Annotated in this window: 16 protein-coding genes; 6 read left to right on the forward strand and 10 right to left on the reverse strand. The window is 47.1% G+C overall.

What is annotated here, in order from left to right; all coding sequences use genetic code 11:
• The first annotated feature begins 193 nt into the window (after window positions 1-193).
• On the forward strand, window positions 194-520 hold the full coding sequence (locus ACKFKF_RS10375; RefSeq protein WP_446867648.1) for a hypothetical protein: 327 nt from the start codon (window positions 194-196) through the stop codon (window positions 518-520).
• 8 nt (window positions 521-528) lie between these two features.
• Here ACKFKF_RS10375 and ACKFKF_RS10380 read toward each other — a convergent pair whose 3' ends face one another.
• Window positions 529-1,395, reverse strand: coding sequence for a nuclear transport factor 2 family protein (locus ACKFKF_RS10380; RefSeq protein ID WP_446867649.1), 867 nt, complete (start codon window positions 1,393-1,395; stop codon window positions 529-531).
• Window positions 1,396-1,554: 159 nt separating this feature from the next.
• Window positions 1,555-1,905 carry a hypothetical protein gene (locus ACKFKF_RS10385; protein WP_446867650.1) on the reverse strand — a complete coding sequence of 117 codons (351 nt, stop codon included), beginning with the start codon at window positions 1,903-1,905 and terminating at the stop codon, window positions 1,555-1,557.
• A 350-nt stretch (window positions 1,906-2,255) separates the two neighbouring features.
• Between ACKFKF_RS10385 and murG the strand changes: the two genes are divergently transcribed.
• From murG to ACKFKF_RS10410, 5 genes are all read left to right on the forward strand, one after another.
• A complete protein-coding gene (murG, locus tag ACKFKF_RS10390) occupies window positions 2,256-3,374 on the forward strand; it encodes an undecaprenyldiphospho-muramoylpentapeptide beta-N-acetylglucosaminyltransferase (protein ID WP_446867651.1) in 1,119 nt (372 codons plus the stop codon).
• A 61-nt stretch (window positions 3,375-3,435) separates the two neighbouring features.
• Window positions 3,436-3,912 (forward strand): hypothetical protein, encoded by a 477-nt coding sequence (locus ACKFKF_RS10395; RefSeq protein ID WP_446867652.1) that lies wholly within the window; start codon window positions 3,436-3,438, stop codon window positions 3,910-3,912.
• A gap of 364 nt (window positions 3,913-4,276) precedes the next feature.
• Entirely contained in the window at window positions 4,277-4,684 is a 408-nt protein-coding gene (locus ACKFKF_RS10400; RefSeq protein ID WP_446867653.1) for a hypothetical protein, read from the forward strand.
• A gap of 101 nt (window positions 4,685-4,785) precedes the next feature.
• Window positions 4,786-4,992, forward strand: a complete 207-nt coding sequence (locus ACKFKF_RS10405) for a hypothetical protein (protein ID WP_446867654.1) — start codon at window positions 4,786-4,788, stop codon at window positions 4,990-4,992.
• A gap of 14 nt (window positions 4,993-5,006) precedes the next feature.
• On the forward strand, window positions 5,007-5,477 hold the full coding sequence (locus ACKFKF_RS10410; protein WP_446867655.1) for a hypothetical protein: 471 nt from the start codon (window positions 5,007-5,009) through the stop codon (window positions 5,475-5,477).
• A gap of 210 nt (window positions 5,478-5,687) precedes the next feature.
• Here the strand turns inward: ACKFKF_RS10410 and ACKFKF_RS10415 are convergent, their stop codons facing one another.
• The 8 genes from ACKFKF_RS10415 to plsX form a co-directional block, all read right to left on the reverse strand.
• Complete coding sequence (locus ACKFKF_RS10415) at window positions 5,688-5,993, reverse strand: DUF2288 domain-containing protein (RefSeq protein ID WP_446867656.1); 306 nt, start codon at window positions 5,991-5,993, stop codon at window positions 5,688-5,690.
• A 15-nt stretch (window positions 5,994-6,008) separates the two neighbouring features.
• A complete protein-coding gene (locus ACKFKF_RS10420) occupies window positions 6,009-6,647 on the reverse strand; it encodes a lysophospholipid acyltransferase family protein (protein WP_446867657.1) in 639 nt (212 codons plus the stop codon).
• Window positions 6,648-6,671: 24 nt separating this feature from the next.
• Window positions 6,672-7,553 carry an ACP S-malonyltransferase gene (gene fabD, locus ACKFKF_RS10425; protein ID WP_446867658.1) on the reverse strand — a complete coding sequence of 294 codons (882 nt, stop codon included), beginning with the start codon at window positions 7,551-7,553 and terminating at the stop codon, window positions 6,672-6,674.
• Between the two features lie 162 nt (window positions 7,554-7,715).
• A complete protein-coding gene (locus tag ACKFKF_RS10430) occupies window positions 7,716-7,973 on the reverse strand; it encodes a YgiT-type zinc finger protein (protein WP_446867659.1) in 258 nt (85 codons plus the stop codon).
• Between the two features lie 352 nt (window positions 7,974-8,325).
• Window positions 8,326-10,650 (reverse strand): NACHT domain-containing protein, encoded by a 2,325-nt coding sequence (locus tag ACKFKF_RS10435; RefSeq protein ID WP_446867660.1) that lies wholly within the window; start codon window positions 10,648-10,650, stop codon window positions 8,326-8,328.
• Between the two features lie 17 nt (window positions 10,651-10,667).
• Complete coding sequence (locus ACKFKF_RS10440) at window positions 10,668-11,045, reverse strand: hypothetical protein (protein ID WP_446867661.1); 378 nt, start codon at window positions 11,043-11,045, stop codon at window positions 10,668-10,670.
• Window positions 11,046-11,379: 334 nt separating this feature from the next.
• Window positions 11,380-12,378, reverse strand: coding sequence for a beta-ketoacyl-ACP synthase III (locus ACKFKF_RS10445; protein WP_446867662.1), 999 nt, complete (start codon window positions 12,376-12,378; stop codon window positions 11,380-11,382).
• Window positions 12,379-12,419: 41 nt separating this feature from the next.
• Window positions 12,420-13,454 carry a phosphate acyltransferase PlsX gene (plsX, locus tag ACKFKF_RS10450; protein WP_446867663.1) on the reverse strand — a complete coding sequence of 345 codons (1,035 nt, stop codon included), beginning with the start codon at window positions 13,452-13,454 and terminating at the stop codon, window positions 12,420-12,422.
• Window positions 13,455-13,839 lie beyond the last annotated feature (385 nt).

Raw genomic sequence — 13,839 nt, forward strand, 5'->3', positions numbered from 1 at the left:
AAACTCGCTTGCCTTCATCATCTCACAGATTTTATGGTTTTCGGATAGGCCCTAACTACCGTTTCTCTTTACGCGCCAGATTCGTCTTGATTCGACCTTGGGGCGCGGCGGGGCAAGCCATCCAATTTTATCGCTGGGTAGTCTGCACGCTAGAGATCCAGACCGCTTTCTCTCAGTGTTTTTGCATGAACAGATGCACTGGTTTTTATGTGCCTGTGATCTCGATGAGGTGGAGGCTGCGATCGATGAGTTTCGATCGGGTTGGCCAGATGCCCCTGACCCATCCAGGAGCGATGAAGTCGGCGTAGACGAGTACTCTACCTATCTGCATTTTGCCGTCAACTGGTTAGAGCTTGATGCACTCTCGACCCTGCTGGGAACTGTCCGCGCCCGTAAAATTTTGTCGGGTCACTCGTTTTACCGTTGGATCAACTCCTGCATTCTGCGAGACACAGACAAAATTGCCGATGTGATGTCTCGGCATGGCTTACTCCGTCAAGATGCTCGGCTGTTTCGCTAAAGCCGTCCTTACTTTGCTGGCACCCCTGAATTAGCCACCACTCGCAAACGCTGTGTCACCATCGTCATGCCGCCATGTCGCACCAGCACCGCAGAAATCCAATGATTGTTGGGCTTATTGGGGGCGCGACCAATTTTGAAAATGCCGCCCGACGTGAGCAATTCTAAATCGACCGTGGTTGGGTTCAAATAACCGCTCGGCTTCACAGGTTCTTCTAAAACACTGCCTAATAGGAGATCGCTGCCTAACGGTTCTTCGACGATCGCATCAAAGCTAAATTCTTGACCCACACGCACCTGCGTCGGCACATTGATTTTTACATCCGGAGGATTTTCACCCGACGTAATCTGACTGCGCTCAGACACCACTTCTTGTTGAATAATTTTTTGCCCTTCAAAGCGCTGCCGAGACTGCAACATCGAACTCAACTTCGACGGCTGTCCATTCACCGTTTGAGTGCCTGTAATATAGGTCACCGTTTCTGCCTGAATGCCTCGCCCATCGGTTTGCCAGGATTTTAGCTCCGTCCGGTAGTTAATGTTGGGATACTGCTTCCAAAGCTGGGTGAGGGCCTGTTCTAGGGTTTGGCGCGTTAGCCCGTCCGTGTGGGTGAAACTGGGGCTATAGAACTGGAGAACATTCTGTACATTTTTGCTGTTGGCGGCTGCGTCAATTTTTGTCAGCGCTTCTTTGAGTTGAGGAGGGGCCGTTTCGGGTGGGGCAGCGATCGCTCGTTCGCTCAATAATTCTCCACCGACGACCAGCCCTAGCGTCAAAAGCAACAATCCCCAGCGCTTTACAGCAGGACGAGACGGGGTGAAGAGCGATCTCAAAGAGATGACTGGTGAAGCAGACCGCAAAGAAACATAGCGCATAAAGACTTGCTCAAAAAGTAGGGAGAAGGTCAGTCGGATTCACATAATATACTCCTCAATTTACAAAAATGTGTGCCAGTTGTCCGGGTTCCTCGCCAAAACAAAAGCCCCACCGAGGCAGGGCAAACTTTAGTCATTGATGGTGAGCGATCGAGCGGCTTACTTTTTGTCGTTGTACGTGTAGGAACCCAATTCACAGAGGTTGAGGTCTTCTTCTTCTACCACGTCGCCATCTGCAAACGTGCCACGAATGCCATACATACAGGTGCTTTTACCATCTGCGATCGTCACGGTTGCCGACTCACCAGGTTCGATCGTTTCGGTCAGAATGTTGTCTCCCCAAGTCTTGAGTTCGGTTGACTCGACGTAAAACTGGGTGATGGGGCTAGAACTCCGGTTGTGCAGTGTGAACTGAAGGTCTTCGGCTTGGGCACTTTGCATCCCGATCAAGAGGGCAGGAATGGCGAACGAAGTGGCAGTGAGGGCACGGCGCAAAGTCAATGAGAGCATTAGACGTTCCTTGTGGATAACTGGATTACTTAGAAGTTAAGTCATAATTCGCACTTCAAACAATGGTGCTTATACTTACCGAACAGTGTCTTCATCAAAACTAGATTTCTTTTTAGAGAACTTAAGAGAATGTTTGGAAAAGTATCGTTTGTTGTCTTCACTCGCTGGGGGCAGGGCAGCAACGAAGCAAAGCAGCTTCTACGTTTCAAACGTCCATCTAAGGAAGCGATCGCCTTCCGACCCTCCGCTAATCTTGAATGCAAGCCCCACGGTTTCTAATACAACAGATGGAGTTCTCAAGATGGAGTTCTCAAATAGCTGTAAAATTGCTTTAACGCTTACATTTGTTTGTGCAAACCCCTTCAGATCTGCCGTCAGAAAACACTGTGCAGTCTACCGACAAGTCACCTCGTTTGTTAATTGCCGCCAGCGGAACGGGAGGGCACGTCTTTCCTGCGATCGCTACCGCCGAGCAGCTTCCCGATTATCAGATCGAATGGTTGGGCACCCCCGATCGCTTAGAAACTCAGCTTGTGGGCGATCGCTATCCGCTGCATACAATTTCGGTCGCCGGGTTTCAGCAAAAATTGGGACTGGGGACGTTTAAGGTTCTGTTGCGCCTGATTGCTTCGATTCGTCAGGTGAGACAGATTCTTCAACAGGGCAATTTTGATGGCGTATTTACGACGGGAGGATATATCGCGGCTCCGGCGATTTTGGCGGCGCGATCGCTCAACCTGCCCGTCATTTTGCACGAGTCCAACGCTCTGCCCGGAAAGGTGACTCGCTGGTTTGCGCCGTGGTGTAGCGTGGTGGCGATCGGATTTGAGGCGGCGGCGGCTCATTTGCCTCGTGCCAAAACGGTTTGCGTGGGGACTCCGGTGCGATCGCAGTTCCGGTCTGAGATGGCTGCTTTAGAAGAGTTGCCGATTCCTCAAGACGTTCCCTTAATTGTGGTCGTAGGGGGCAGTCAAGGAGCCGTGGCGCTCAATCAGATGGTTCGAGAAGCGTCGTCTGGCTGGTTTGAGTCTGGGGCGTGGGTGGTGCATCTGACGGGAGACAATGACCCCAATGCCAAAGCGCTTCAGCATCCGCACTATCTAGCTTTGCCGTTTTACAAGAATATGGCGGGACTGTTTCGACGAGCAGATTTGGCGATCAGTCGATCGGGCGCAGGAACCCTCACAGAGTTAGCCGTCACTCACACGCCTTCGATTCTGATTCCTTACCCGTTTGCAGCCGAAGATCACCAGGCCTTTAATGCAGAGGTCTTTGTCAAAGCAGGCGCGGCTAAGATGTTTCGCCAATCCGATTTGACCCCAGACAGTTTAGAAAAAGAAGTGCTGACGCTATTAAATTCCAGCGATTTGCAAAAGATGGCCCAACAAGCTGCCTCTCTTGCGGTGGTGGATAGTGCAGAGCGATCGGCTGACTTGATTCGCCAACAAATTGATTTGACTTTAGAGTGATCTTCAATGGTGTGAGCAGTGAAAGGGAGATGGGGTAGACTGGCATCTGATCGCCCTGCCATTGATTCAAGAGCAATCAGAGAGCGACCCACTTCATATTTTCAAGACTTGGCTGGCACGTCTGATCATTTTGTCCCCGATTCCAGGACTGATCACCGGAGACTCTAATGGCGAAACTTTGAAGCCAAGGCGAGACGGTTCAAACTTTGGGAACTGGTTTTCTGGATTACTCAGCCGCTATCCTGCTGCCTATAGAGAGGTTGACAAATACCTTCGAGAGATAATGCCGGACATCGACGATATTCAAAATCAATTGATCGGCAAAGACCTCAAGAGCATGATTGTCCGGTTGAAACAACACAACACGTATTTAAACATTGACTTCCAAGATCTGTCTGATGGAGAAAAATGCTTCTTTCTTTGTGCTGTTGTCTTAGCAGCTAACAAATACTACGGCCCACTTTTCTGCTTCTGGGACGAACCTGATAGCTATCTCTCTTTGTCAGAAGTCGGACACTTTGTAACATCATTGCGGTGATCGTTTGAGAATAGAGGTCAAATTCTAGCAACTTCGCATGATGAGGAGACTATCCGCAAGTTTTCAAATGAAAACACCTTTGTACTTGATCGCAAAAGTCATCTAGAACCTACTTTAGTTAACGTGAATTCGATGGGAGTTTTTCGCTTCGGTCTTCAGCGCTTCTGTCCCCCAACCCCCCAATCTGGGGGACTATTAGATACTTCCTTCGTTCAAAGTCCCTTACTTGTGGGGGATTTAGGGGCTGCCCGGATTTGTAACGGCAGCGAAGGATTTCATCGAATTCACGTTTAGTTAGAGTGCTGAGTGACATACCTATCGAAGGCGATCTAATAGACACTTTGATCTTGGGTGATATCGCATTATGAGTATCGACAAGTATCAGCCGCACCTTCTTGTGTTGCCAGAAGATGACGCAAATCGTCAGGTTGCGATCGGTTTTTTGCTTGACCCAAGCCTCAACAGCCGTGTGATTCAAGTTTTACCAGAGGCTAGAGGATGGAAAGATGTAGTAGAAAGGTTTATTCATCAGTATGCTTTTACACTGCAACAGTATCCAGATAGAATGATTGCTTTGCTGATTGATTTTGATGAAGATGAAAACCGATTGAATTATGTAAAGGAACAGATTCCAGAAAATGTAGAGAGTAGAGTATTTGTTCTTGGAGTGTTGTCTGAACCAGAGAAATTAAGGAGCGATATTAAAAAGAGTTTTGAAGAAATTGGAGAAGCTCTGGCAAAGGATTGTTCTAGTGAAACAAATAAGGTGTGAGGGCATAATCTTCCCAAACATAACAAAACTGAGTTAGACTAATGAATCTTCTGGGAACTGTAATGCTTAGTCAGGCTTAATAACATTTTAGTGGAGGTTACATGTCACAGCGAGTTCTTTACATTGATAGTCATGCTGCGGCGAAGGCTACAAATGTTAGCGATCAAATCAAGGCAATCACAGCGTGGATGGATCAATTGTTGGGTTCATCTCACGATGGCAAAATAGTTAAAGAGATTCGCCATTTTCATATTGAAAAAAGAAACGCCCTCGTTTGGAATTTGATTGTAGTTGTTGATGTAGAGTAGGTATTCAAATATTTATGGATTTCTCAAAAGTCAAATGGTTGAAGAACGTCAAGCCTGATAAGGGTTGGGCGTATCAGTCAGAAAATGATATTCAGATGATGGAGCCGAGAATTTTTCAGTTACATTGGAAGTCAAACAGTGATTCCAATCTTGCAGACCCTCAAAAGGGGGATTGGATGATTCTCGTACAGCAAGCCAGGGTCACCCATATCGTTGAGATGTTAGATAATCACGTTTATGGTAATGATGATGAATGGGCTGCTTATCGAGTTGTACAAGCGATTTGGATGCCGCCCATAGGTTTTGATTGGTACGCTTTACCTCATCAAAGAGAGATTTTCGGGATTGAAAGTCTTCCTCAAGATGGTTCTGCTCATCGTCTGGATCAGCATGACAAGATGTATCAGTTTAATCAATATTGGAAAGATCAAGGAGGTTTGGAAGGTTTTCAGCAAAATTTAGCAAAGGCTTTGAGTAGTATTTAGGGCTGAGAGCAGGTTCAGTCTAACAAGCCCAGTGTACGGACTGACAGGGTTTTATCTGTGTTAGGCGCAACGTACTCACGGCCGCTGACTAGAATCGCTAGACAGTATGGTTCTTTGTGTCAAACCATTTCTATTTAATTAGGGCAGAACAATGACAACGCACGAATGAATTGCTCAATGACAGCAGCCGAGCAAAATTGTAGACATTCTCTACTCGCTAATTGAAGATGTATCTTCCTGAATCAGTACATAGGGTTGAACAATTAGCGCTGTAAATCGTTTGGTTTGATTGAGATTCCAGTCGGCTTTTTGTTGGGGAGAAGGTTTATATAACAGCCCTTCTGCAATCCAGTGTTGGACAGAGCTTGTATTGTCATTGACGATCGCCACCCCCACATCCACCAGTGCTAATCCCGCAGCCACGATGATCACCGCGTCCCGTTCAGCATGAGGCATCAACCATTCCCACTCGGCTTGATCGATCGAGTCTGTGAGTTCTGCTTTCAAATCTGACATGCTCAAAGTGTCCTGTTATCGTCCTAAATCGTGTAATGCATTAATCGCTGCTGCACAGCGCTGAGTGACGGCTTCGAGCTGGGCGCGATCGCTCGACTCTGGTGGCAAAATCAATTCCCCAATCCGCACCGTAAGGGGGACAGGACGCGGAACGGCAGAGCCTTTTTGAAAGATTTGCTCAGTCCCCCACAAGCTCACAGGCAACAGCGGTGACTGAGTTTTGGCAGCGATCCAGGCGGCACCCAGTTTGGGATCTTGAATACGGCCATCAGCCGTGCGAGTGCCATCCAAAAAAACGCCCGTCGCCCAACCAGACTCGATCGAGGCAATGGCTGCTTTCATCGCAGAACGATCGCCCGCCCCCCGCTTGACCGGATACGCTCCATAAACTGTAATCGCCTGCTTGAGAACCGGAACCCGAAACAATTCTTCTTTGGCCATATAGGCAACCGGACGGCCCACACAGCAAGACAGCAGCAGCGGATCAAAATCGCTGGCATGATTGCTCACCACTAACAAGCGTCCGCGTTTGGGCACCTGCTCGGCTCCATGAATCCGCCCTCGAAAGTAGAGATGCAGCGCAGGACTCACCACTGACCATTTGAACAGGTGGTATAGAAAAAGGCTGATGAAGGGTTCACGATCGTTTGGCATAGTTTTTAGCAACCACCGCTCCCATTATTGAGGGAATTCGGCCATAGTGCTGACATTTTCTAACACCAGATTGGGGCAAGTGCGTTTGATAATGCCCGTGAGAACTTTACCCGGCCCGACTTCGACCACGCGATCGACTCCTTCCTGGGGTAGCTGTAACGAAATTTCTCGCCAGCGCACTGCTCCTGTCATTTGTCGATTTAAGCGATCTTTGAGAACGGCCGCATCGGTGCTGGGCAACGGATCGACATTCGACAAAACGGGCACTTGAGCCGATCGAAACTCAACTGCATCCAATACTGATTTGAACTGCGTCGCCGCCTCTGCCATCAACGGCGAATGAAACGCCCCACTGACATTTAGCTTGACGGCCCGTTTAGATTTAACCTGAGTGAGAACAAATTCTACCGCTACGGGTGTGCCAGAGATCACGACCTGCCCGGCGTTATTGTCGTTTGCTAACACCACATCAGCAGTTTGATCAATGACGGTTTCGAGTTGAGTGCGATCGAACCCCAACAATGCTGCCATCATGCCATCCGAGGCGCTATCCATCAATTCGGCGCGACGCTGAATCAGTTTCAGTCCGTCTTCAAAGCTAAACACATCCGCCACATACAAGGCAGTGTATTCTCCTAGACTGTGACCTGCGACAAAATCAGGCTGATGACCTTTTGCCTTGAGCAAGTCCGCCAAAATGCTCTCTACGACATACAGGCAAGGCTGCGTATACAGCGTGTGAGACACCTTATCGCCTGCGCTCTGACACACCTCAGCCACCGACCAACCGAGAATCTGATCCGCCTGTTCAAATTTAGCTTTTGCCTCTGGAATCTCAAGCAAATCAACGCCCATGTCGATCGCTTGCGACCCTTGCCCCGGAAACACCCACGCTGTTTTAGTCATTCGCCATTAATCAGTAAAAACTTCAAATTCTGGATTTTGAAGGTCGTTCAACGCTCTAAATTTTACAGCCTATTCAAAGTCCTTTGTACTTATCAAAACATGAAGGAGGTTCCTAACGCTTCCCCTCACCGAACGCAAAAAATTTGTACTCTACTGACAAACTTATACCCGTCTTGGTGCAGCAGGATTGTTGTTGGGCTGCTGACGTGACGAATAACCAGCCAGCGCCAACGTTTCGCGATCTAGAAATGAAAGCGCCTCTTGAATCACATCGACTTCATGCGTTTCAAACAGCGACTCGCCACATTGATCGCAAACCCAAGCAGGAATTGCATCCCACGAAACATGATAGCCCTTTCGATCAATGCTAAAAGGAGCGGTGCCTCGACGCATCTGAGCTTTGCAGCATGGGCATTCCATTTTTTAAAGCCTCTCTAAAACGACTATTCACCAATTGGATAAGCTGTCAACCGACTGACGATTTCATCATTATCCACAGTGTACTCTCCTTGCAATCAGGCCTTGCTTGAGATTTGCAGCCTAACGGCTAAGTTATGCGGCGGCAGACAACCTTAAACTCTCCTTGATAACCTCTGTTCCGTCCACACCAACGCAGTGTTATGCCGCATTGCTTACCGACAGGACTATGATCGCTCAACAATAAATTGTAATAAATCTACTTCAAAGGTCTTGTGAGTGATAATCTGATTTACTCCATATTCTTTCCAAAATCGAATGGAATCTTAATTTTGGGTATTTCAACCCAATCTACCTAAATTGAATTCATGCGTGCGAAGTGCTCCTGCAACATCCGGTGAATAAAGATGTAACTGCCACCCACTTTTCTCAGAAAAATACGATCAGAGGCATAATTAAGGAAAGAGGAATAGTTCCAGGGTATATAGCCATTACGATATAGAATAATCCGCAAAACAAGGTGCTTAATGCAAGCTCCACCTGCTAGAAGTGCAAGAGGTATAGCTGTTGCCAACATCATGTATATCAAAAGCGAGAGTTCTGGCATAGTTAACGTTGGCTTTTGCTCGATCCCTACAGGCATCAAGAACTGCCACATCATAGAAATACTAGAAGCAACCCCGAAAAAAACTCCTAAAAGACTAAGAACAACAATGTTCTTTGCTGACTTCCAAATTCCTTGATTAGGAAACATTGTCTTTTCTACAGATGTTTCTATACTAATACCACCTAAAACAAAGACAGCAGGACCGAAAGCTATCACAGAAAACAAAGCGAGAAGCAAAGCGAGAAGCAAGCAGAGAATTAAGCCAACTATTAAGCCAACTATTAAGCCAACTATTAAAATGAAAAGATCTATTTGAATTGAATAGATCTGATTGAAGTGTGTAATTACCCCAACAAATCCACCAAGGATTATAAGGATTATACTGACCACAATCGGTATAATTCCGAGAATTGACAACGGTATTAAATTTCTTGTCAAAGTTTTTACTGCACTACTCAATGACCAGTTGACAGCTTCAATTGGTACTATGTCTGGGTCAAAATAGTTGCGGATCAAAAGCTCATAATATAATTTGAGCAAATCTCCTAAAGGAATAAGATGTTTAATCAAAAAAATACTTCTTAGAGAGCTAATATTCGCGATATTCCTAACCCATCTACATAGAAAAAAGGGTTTATCAACTATTAATTTCCATGCCATCACAAAAGAGTAAATAAAGTAATAAAATATCATCATTAAAAATGAAAAATAGGGGTTTCTTGTGAAACGAATCAAGTTGTTAGAAGAATATAAAATTTTGAAATACTCAATTTTTTCGAGTTCGGAATAGTAGTTTTCTGTGACTGGAAAAGCTACGAAGAAATTTAAGACACTGAAAGTCAAAAATATAAATAGTGGGACAGCCAGTACATAGAGTAATTTTTGTAAATTTGTTCTCAAGCATCTAGGCTGTAAATTCTCAATCAGAAATACAGTTTGTGATTCCTTGGACATGCGTTGCGCCAACCAAGTTAGCCATACTATAGTCTGAGGGTTCTGATATGGAGATTTATATTCTCTGGGCTTACCAATTTTTTCCTGAGTGAACATCCTTTTAATATAAGAATCGAATAAATGTTGACGGCGTTCTTCGATTGAACCAGTCTGAGGCAGTTCTTCAACCTTCTTGCCTCGATAAGCTAAAGTCATCACGCTAAGTGTTAGGGGTGATTTGGCTAGGTCTTGAAGTGCACTGTCTTCCTGAAGTAAAGTTCTTACTGCTTGCAATTGCTCACCAGCCTTGTCCAGATGGTCGTTAATCTGCTCAGGAGTCAGAGAGCGAATAAAGACCGAACCCCGTAATCGCAAACGGGCAGAGAGGACTTCGTATTCTGCAATACGACTACACACCACTACCTCAGTCTGTCCATTATCTTCCATAAGTTGGTTGATAGCTTGGACACAGGCTTCCCGATCTTCAGCCTTTACCTCGTCCAGACCATCCAGCAGCAGTATTAGTTTTTGCTGTTCAACCCAATCTTTACCAACAGCCTTGGGAACTCCATATTTGCTCCAAAGTTCCTCTAAAAGCCAATCTGCTATCGTTTGTCGCTTAAGTCTCCAAGAAGATAGGTTAAATACGACTGGAATTAGCCGATTTACATTTTCTTCGGCACCAGCAATCAAATTCTGTGCCAGCTTCAGGAGAGTAGTAGTTTTGCCCGAACCAGGCTCCCCTAGAATTAACAGAGTTCGTCCGTCTCCTATTTGGTCAAAGAACTCAGTCGCGCCTATCCTTGTAGGCAAACTCTCTCTAGACTCTTCAGATAGTTCCTCAAAACCAGTAAACGGACGCTCTACTAAATCTGGTCGCTCTTCCAGCCTGAGTTCAATCATTTCCAATGATTTTTCTAAAACTCCTTTGATCCAGAAGTCTTTGACTTTACTGAGCAGAACTGTTCTCTGTCGGTATTGCTCCCGAGTCAAATCTTCTGTCACGGATGCTTGCCCGCTGACTAATTCAGATACCTGGGTGATAAAGTTTTGAGTGACAGTTCCGTGATTTTCTTGGATAAATCCCTGAACCTGACCCCCAGATATCTCGATACGGTTGGCAGAATTATCATCAGTCATTTATTAAGCCATTTTGATTAATTAAAGTTCTGATTTATTGTTCCAGTATTTTGCTGTGTCAACCCCTGAACTGTACCCCCAGAAATCTCGATATTAAACTTGCCTGCCGCTGCTTCTTGAGGATTCAATTGTTCCAGTAGCTTTTGAGCCAACTTAATAATTTCTTCATCCTTGTCAGCACCAACCTCGGTTAATTCATCTTCTAAAAGGGGTTTCGTCTTTTCAGGTTTCTCCTCGTACTTATCCAGAATAGTAGCTGAATCTAATTTACCTTGGCTCTCAAATTTACGCTTAATCAGAGCTTTCAAGCCATCATAGGCATCTTGAGCTACACCACCAGCCGTTTTTGTTGCACCAGCTACCAATGCTACAAGAATAAGAGAAATAGGGTCCATAACTCATCTCCTTAATTGTCTAATTCCACAAAGAGGCAACGGAAAGAAATCGATCAAATTACACCATAGCCAAGGAATCTAAGTCACCAGTTATTAACTAGCGATACGTTAATTTGCCTCTTCCAGAGTGCGTGACGTAACCTAGCTTAGGCATTACCCGTAAGGGTGCCTTTAAACAAATGGAACGCACCACACCGACAATATCATTTCAACTACGTCCCAACCAAGAACTTCCGGTTTCTTGGACATCTCTTCCTACCACTCACATTCCGACTGCCACCTCACTAGGGGTTCAGCGGCATGACTCTTACTTTAGCCATTGTTCCTCACCCTCCTATCTGCCCCACTGAAAGACGATCGCTCCCCAAGTTAGACCTGCGCCAAAGCCAGAAGTAACGATCGTTTGCCCTTCCTTAATCTTGCCTTGCCGAACCGCTTCATCTAGCGCCAGTGGAATTGAGGCCGCCGACGTGTTGCCGTATTCTGCAAGATTGCTGATCACTTTGCTCGAAGGAATCTTGAGGCGATCGGCAACTGCATCTAAAATGCGCTGATTGGCCTGATGCAGCAGCAACCAATCGACTTCTTCAACCTCAAGATTGGCTCGAAAGAGCGCTTTCTCAATCACTTCGGGCACTTTTTTGACGGCAAAGCGATAGACTTCTTGCCCGTTCATCGTAATTGGGTGAAACGTCCCTTGATTGATGGTGACATCATCCGTCAGGTTTTTGGGCTGAGACTGATACGACAGATTCAAGCAGTTATTTTGAGTGCCATCGCTGCGGAGTTCAAACCCTAATAGGCGATCGTGCAAATTAGCCTGCATCACCACCGCCCCGGCTCCATCGCCAAACAGCACACAAGTCCGCCGATCTGACCAATCAACCCAGCGAGACAGCACATCCGCCCCAATCAGCAGCACATTTTGATAAACGCCCGTGCGAATGAACTGCGAAGCCGTCACCATGCCAAACACAAACCCCGAACAAGCGGCCGTCAGATCAAACGCCACCGCTTTAGACGCACCCAACTCGGCTTGAATCTGACTCGCACTGCCAAACAAATCATCTGCCGTCGAGGTTGCGAGAATGATTAAATCCAGATCCATTGGGGAAAGGCCGGACATCTCGATCGCTCCCCTTCCCGCCTCGACTGCCAGCTTGACCAGCGAACATCCGGGTTCTGCGAGTCGGCGTTGGCGAATTCCGGTGCGAGAGGCGATCCACTCATCCGACGTTTCTACAACCTGACTCAAAGCCTCGTTACTAAGGGACACGCTAGGAGTCGCCGAGCCACTCCCGGTAATTGCAATCCCTACGCCTGACTGTTCCAAAATCTTTTCTCCATCGTGACGAGGAACTGACGAACTGCGTTCTAGCTATCCGATTGAGTGCTGACCGCAGCCTGCTCATAGCTAGAGCGAATCCGATCGAGAACCTGATTGTCGATCGCGTCTTTTGCCAACCGGGCCGCATTAAAGATCGTCGGCGCTTGAGAACTGCCGTGACTGATAATGCAGATTCCCGCAACGCCCAAAAGCAGACCGCCCCCATGTTCGGCGTGATCCATGCGCTGCTTGATTCGCTTGAGATTGGGACGCAGCAAGGTGACCCCCACTTTCCCATGCAGACCTCTGGGCAACTCTTCGCGCAGAATTTGCAAGGCCACTTCGCCCACCGCTTCAGCAAACTTGAGCAGCACATTTCCCGCAAAGCCGTCACAGACAATCACATCAAAATTGCCCGACAGCACATCTCGCCCTTCTGCGTTGCCGATAAAGGGGATTTGGGGGTTTTCTTGCAACATCTCATGGGTTTGTAGGGCCAGTTCGTTGCCCTTGTTGGGTTCTTCGCCGATGTTTAGCAATCCGACTTTGGGTTCAGTGTTGCCCAACACGTATTGAGAATAGATCGTTCCCATCAGGGCAAACTGTTCAAGAAATTTGGGTCGGCAGTCTACGTTTGCGCCCACATCCAGAATCAGTACAGGTTTACCTGCGATTAGCGTAGGGAGAACGGCCCCGATCGCCGGACGATCGATGCCCGGAAGTCGGCCCAACCGCAACAAGGCCGCCGCCATCGCTGCCCCCGAATGTCCTGCCGAGACGACCGCATCGGCCCGCTTTTTCTTGACCAGATCCATTGCCACATTAATCGAGGCTTTGGGTTTACGACGCAGGGCGGTGAGCGGTTCTTCTGACATTTCGATCGTCCCTTCTGACGGCACAATCTCGATCGTAGAAGTCTGCGTGTGTTGCTTTAAGGCTGCCTCAACCTGCTGGGGATCGCCCACCAACAAGACTTCGACTCCCAGTTCTGCTTGTGCCCTGAGTGCGCCAGCCACAATTTCGGTAGGGGCATGATCGCCGCCCATCGCATCAATTGCAATTCTTACCTGCGTTGATCCCATTGGCTCAGTTTATAAAAACCTTACAAATTCTATCTCAGATGACATTCCCACAGAGAGACAATTCTTTGAGAGGTCGGCTGATGTCTACCATCTTCGCTTGAATGGGGAGCGATGTTGCAAGAAAATCGGGGAGGAGGGAGGAGGGAGGAGCTAAACAGGGTTTTGGTCTTTGCTGGGCGCGATCGACAACTAAAAACGCCAATCGTTCCCCAGTTTTTAGGAATCGATCGGCGTTCTCTGTATATTCAGCAAGCCACCTGGGTTGTCTTTATCAAACAAAGCAGATCAGCTTCACGTTCGTAACGTAGATTATTGAAGAAGGTGATCGGGGATCAAAACCCACACCAAACTTCTTCATCCCTCGTCCCTCATCCCTCATCCCTTT

It is taken from the genome of Phormidesmis sp. 146-12 (assembly GCF_052939495.1).

Bases quoted from the DNA above. Each gene is read 5' to 3' on its own strand.
- ACKFKF_RS10375 (WP_446867648.1), top strand. From the start codon at position 194: ATGCACTGGTTTTTATGTGCCTGTGATCTCGATGAGGTGGAGGCTGCG.
- ACKFKF_RS10380 (WP_446867649.1), bottom strand. From the start codon at position 1,395: ATGCGCTATGTTTCTTTGCGGTCTGCTTCACCAGTCATCTCTTTGAGA.
- ACKFKF_RS10385 (WP_446867650.1), bottom strand. From the start codon at position 1,905: ATGCTCTCATTGACTTTGCGCCGTGCCCTCACTGCCACTTCGTTCGCC.
- ACKFKF_RS10400 (WP_446867653.1), top strand. From the start codon at position 4,277: ATGAGTATCGACAAGTATCAGCCGCACCTTCTTGTGTTGCCAGAAGAT.
- ACKFKF_RS10405 (WP_446867654.1), top strand. From the start codon at position 4,786: ATGTCACAGCGAGTTCTTTACATTGATAGTCATGCTGCGGCGAAGGCT.
- ACKFKF_RS10410 (WP_446867655.1), top strand. From the start codon at position 5,007: ATGGATTTCTCAAAAGTCAAATGGTTGAAGAACGTCAAGCCTGATAAG.
- ACKFKF_RS10415 (WP_446867656.1), bottom strand. From the start codon at position 5,993: ATGTCAGATTTGAAAGCAGAACTCACAGACTCGATCGATCAAGCCGAG.
- ACKFKF_RS10420 (WP_446867657.1), bottom strand. From the start codon at position 6,647: ATGCCAAACGATCGTGAACCCTTCATCAGCCTTTTTCTATACCACCTG.
- fabD (WP_446867658.1), bottom strand. From the start codon at position 7,553: ATGACTAAAACAGCGTGGGTGTTTCCGGGGCAAGGGTCGCAAGCGATC.
- ACKFKF_RS10430 (WP_446867659.1), bottom strand. From the start codon at position 7,973: ATGGAATGCCCATGCTGCAAAGCTCAGATGCGTCGAGGCACCGCTCCT.
- ACKFKF_RS10435 (WP_446867660.1), bottom strand. From the start codon at position 10,650: ATGACTGATGATAATTCTGCCAACCGTATCGAGATATCTGGGGGTCAG.
- ACKFKF_RS10440 (WP_446867661.1), bottom strand. From the start codon at position 11,045: ATGGACCCTATTTCTCTTATTCTTGTAGCATTGGTAGCTGGTGCAACA.
- plsX (WP_446867663.1), bottom strand. From the start codon at position 13,454: ATGGGATCAACGCAGGTAAGAATTGCAATTGATGCGATGGGCGGCGAT.